At 74.9% G+C, this 3,570-nt stretch carries 4 protein-coding genes and 1 pseudogene; 3 read left to right on the top strand and 2 right to left on the bottom strand.

What is annotated here, in order from left to right:
- Positions 1-791, bottom strand: a pseudogene (locus HUW36_RS28325) (hypothetical protein); the annotation flags it as partial.
- 74 nt (positions 792-865) lie between these two features.
- Entirely contained in the window at positions 866-1,255 is a 390-nt protein-coding gene (locus HUW36_RS28330) for a MerR family transcriptional regulator (RefSeq protein WP_174530925.1), read from the bottom strand.
- A 106-nt stretch (positions 1,256-1,361) separates the two neighbouring features.
- Between HUW36_RS28330 and HUW36_RS28335 the strand changes: the two genes are divergently transcribed.
- Genes HUW36_RS28335 through HUW36_RS28345 form a run of 3 tightly spaced genes read left to right on the top strand, consistent with a single transcriptional unit; the run spans position 1,362 to position 3,435 of the window.
- Positions 1,362-2,084: an ABC transporter ATP-binding protein gene (locus tag HUW36_RS28335; RefSeq protein ID WP_174530926.1), complete on the top strand. Its 723-nt coding sequence runs from the start codon at positions 1,362-1,364 to the stop codon at positions 2,082-2,084.
- Positions 2,081-2,836 (top strand): ABC transporter permease, encoded by a 756-nt coding sequence (locus HUW36_RS28340; protein WP_174530927.1) that lies wholly within the window; start codon positions 2,081-2,083, stop codon positions 2,834-2,836. Before HUW36_RS28335 ends, HUW36_RS28340 begins: the two co-directional genes overlap by 4 nt.
- A complete protein-coding gene (locus HUW36_RS28345) occupies positions 2,833-3,435 on the top strand; it encodes a TetR/AcrR family transcriptional regulator (protein WP_174530928.1) in 603 nt (200 codons plus the stop codon). Before HUW36_RS28340 ends, HUW36_RS28345 begins: the two co-directional genes overlap by 4 nt.
- Positions 3,436-3,570 lie beyond the last annotated feature (135 nt).

Raw genomic sequence — 3,570 nt, forward strand, 5'->3', positions numbered from 1 at the left:
CGCAGGGCGTGCAGCAGGCCGGCCGCCGAGAGCAGCAGGAGCAGGGCCGCGCCGAGGTACATGGCCAGGGCGCCCTGCTCGGCCTTGCGGCCGACCTCGGCCGGGTCGGCGGGGCGCAGCCCGAGGCAGAGCAGCATGTCGGTGCGGTAGCCGGGGGGCGCGACCGGCAGGTCCAGCGCGGCGGTCAGGGCGGCCCGGCGGGACACCACCCGGACCGAGGGGTTGGCCAACCGCAGCACCGAGGGGCAGAGCCGGGCCAGGTCGGCCGCGGCCAGCCGGACGCCGACCGGGTCGTCGGCCCAGTGTGCGCCGGCCACCTTGCCCAGCGTGGCGATCAGCTCCTCGAGGCGCGGCTCGTCGGCGGGCTGGCAGAGCACCGGCAGGTCGATCCGGCGGCGCCACTCGGGCACGGCCCAGAGCAGGCGCGCGGGCGCGGTGACCGGGAGCCCGAAGGCCCAGTCGGCGGGCTGACCGAGCCGGTGCACCCAGGAGCGGACGTCCCGGGCGGCCACCGAGACGTGCACCAGGCGGCCGTCGAACTCGGTCAGGTAGGCGCGGCGGGCCGCGTACGGGCCGGTGGGGCGGGCCGGCGAGGTCGTTCCGGGGGTACGGGTCACGCGGTCGTCGTCCGCGACGAGCACGTCCACGTCGACGTCGCTGTGCTCGGTGGCGGCCCGCCGCGCGTGGCTGCCGCGCAGCATGATCCCCACGACCGGCCGGTCCGCGGCCTGCCGGAGGCGGGCGGCCCAGTCGTCGAGGAATCCGGACTCGGGCAACGAAGCGGGACCCACCGCGACATGGTGCCGGAAGTCCGATCTTCGGCGCAATGCCCGATGGCGGACCGGGTGTCCGCTACTGGGCGGCTTCAGCCCAGTTCCTCCTCGGCCCTCCGGTACGCGTCGATCTTGTGGTCGAGGACGTTCAGGTCCTCGGTCAGCTCGGCCATCCGGGCCAGCACGCGGGCCCGGTGCGCCTCGAACAGCGCCCGCCGGGCGCCGAGCGTGCGGTCGCCCTGCCGGGCCAGCTCGGCGTAGCGCCGCATGTCCCGCACCGGCATGCCGGTCCGGCGCAGCCGGGTGAGCAGGAACAGCCAGTTGACGTCGTCGTCGGTGTAGCGCCGCCGACCGGCCGAGTCGCGCCCGACCGGGGCGACCAGGCCCTCCTGCTCGTACCAGCGCAGCGTGTAGGTGGTCAGCCCGACCCGCTCCGCCGCCTCGCCCACGCTGAGGCTCTTCTCCCGGATACCGATGTCCACCGGTCCAGGCTTCCAGTTCGAGCCCGCTCGAAGTCAAGCCCGTTGACGCACCGGAAGAATTCACCTAGCGTTGATTTCAACAGTTGATGAGTTATCGGAGGCCTACATGGACGACGCGGTGTCGGTCCGTGACCTGGTGGTCGAGCGCGGTGGACGGCGGGTGCTGCACGGCATCAGCTGCGCCGTGCCCCGGGGCACGGTCACCGGGCTGCTGGGTCCCAGCGGCAGCGGCAAGACCACCTTGATGCGCGCCGTCGTCGGGGTGCAGAGCGTGCGCTCCGGCGCGGTCGACGTGCTCGGCCGCCCGGCCGGATCGGCCGACCTGCGCCGCCGGGTCGGCTACCTGACGCAGGCGCCCAGCGTCTACGCCGACCTGACCGTCCGGGAGAACGCCCGCTACTTCGCCGTGCTGCACGGCCGGGGGCGCGCCGAGGCCGACCGGGCGGTGGCCGACGTCGGCCTGGCCACGGCCGCCGGCCAGCTGGTCGGCACGCTCTCCGGCGGTCAGCGCAGCCGCGCCTCGCTGGCCTGCGCCCTGGTCGGCGACCCGGAGCTGGTGGTGCTCGACGAACCCACGGTCGGCCAGGACCCGGTGCTGCGCGCCGACCTCTGGGCGCGGTTCCACGCCATGGCCGCCGCCGGCACCACCCTGCTGGTGTCCAGCCACGTGATGGACGAGGCGGCCCGCTGCGATCGGCTGCTGCTGATCCGCGAGGGGCGACTGGTCGCCGACGACACGCCGGCCGCGGTGCGCGCCGCCACCGGCGTGGACGACCTGGAGGAGGCGTTCCTGCGCCTGATCCGCGGCAGCGAGGAGGCCGACGCGTGAACCCGACGATCCTGACCGCCACCATCGGGCGGATCCTGCGCCAGCTGCGGCACGACCGGCGCACCGTGGCGCTGCTCGTCGTCGTGCCGCTCGTGCTGCTCACCCTGGTCTACTTCATGTACGTCGACCAGCCCACCCCACCCGGCGCGCCGAGCACCTTCGACCGGGTGGCGCTGATCATGCTGGGCTTCTTCCCGTTCATCATCATGTTCCTGGTGACCAGCATCGCCATGCTCCGCGAGCGCACCACCGGCACGCTGGAACGGCTGCTCACCACCCCGCTGGGCAAGCTCGACCTGCTCTTCGGCTACGGCATCGCGTTCGGCCTGGCCGGGGTGGTGCAGTCCACCGTCGCCTCGCTGGTGGCCTACCAGGTGTTCGGGTTGGACACCGCCGGCAGCCCGTGGCTGGTGGTGCTGATCGCCGGGGTGAACGCGGTGCTGGCCGTGGCGCTCGGGCTGTTCTGCTCGGCCTTCGCCCGCACCGAGTTCCAGGCCGTGCAGTTCATGCCGGTGGTGGTCGCCCCACAGCTGCTGCTCTGCGGGCTGTTCGTGCCGCGCGGCCAGATGGCCGGCTGGCTCCAGGCGATCAGCGACGTGCTGCCGCTGTCGTACGCGGTCGAGGCGCTCCAGGAGGTCGGCGCGCACGCCGAGCCGACCGGCACCATGTGGCGCGACGTGGCGATCGTGACCGGCGCGGCGCTCGCGGCGCTGGTGCTGGCCGCCGCGACGCTGCGCCGGCGCAGCGGATGAGGGCACGACGCACCGGCCGGCGGCCCGGCAACCCGGACACCCGGGAGTCGATCCTGGCCGCCGCCCGGGCCGCGTTCGCCGAGCGGGGCTTCGACGCCACCCCGATCCGGGCGGTCGCCGCCGCCGCGGGGGTGGACCCGGCGCTGGTGCACCACTACTTCGGCACCAAGGAGGACCTGTTCCGGGCCGCGATGGCGATCCCGATCGACCCGGCCGAGCTGGTGCCGCGGGTGCTGGCGGGCGGCCGGGACGAGGTCGGCGAACGGCTGGTCCGCACGTTCCTGGGCGTCTGGGACTCCCCTGCGGGGACCGCCGCGGTGGCCCTGCTCCGCTCCGCGGTGAGCAACCAGTGGACCGCCCGCCTGCTGCGCGAGTTCCTGACCACGCAGATCCTGCGCCGGGTCCTCGACCGGCTCGACCTCGACCCCGCCGAGGCCCCGCTGCGCGGCGCGCTGGTGGCCACCCAGGTCGCCGGCCTGGCCATGATGCGCTACGTGATCCGCCTGGAACCGGTCGCGTCCGCGACGCCGGACACGCTGGCCGCCACGATCGGCCCGACCGTTCAGCGCTACCTCACCGGCCCGCTGGACGAGCGCTGAGCCGAGCGGCAGCCGACGAGCGCCCGGCCGGGCCGACGTTCCCCGCGGCGGGCGGCGGCGGGGCGACGTCGACGGCGGGCGTCGGCGGCAGGCGGCAGGCGGCTGCCGCATCGGGCGGCATGGGGCAGTCGCGCC

Origin of the sequence: Micromonospora maritima (assembly GCF_902825405.1) — a bacterium.
In the GTDB taxonomy this organism is placed as follows: Bacteria; Actinomycetota; Actinomycetes; order Mycobacteriales; family Micromonosporaceae; genus Micromonospora; species Micromonospora maritima.

Excerpts from the sequence above, each read along its gene's own strand:
- HUW36_RS28335 (WP_174530926.1), top strand. The coding sequence starts at position 1,362 with ATGGACGACGCGGTGTCGGTCCGTGACCTGGTGGTCGAGCGCGGTGGA.
- HUW36_RS28345 (WP_174530928.1), top strand. The coding sequence starts at position 2,833 with ATGAGGGCACGACGCACCGGCCGGCGGCCCGGCAACCCGGACACCCGG.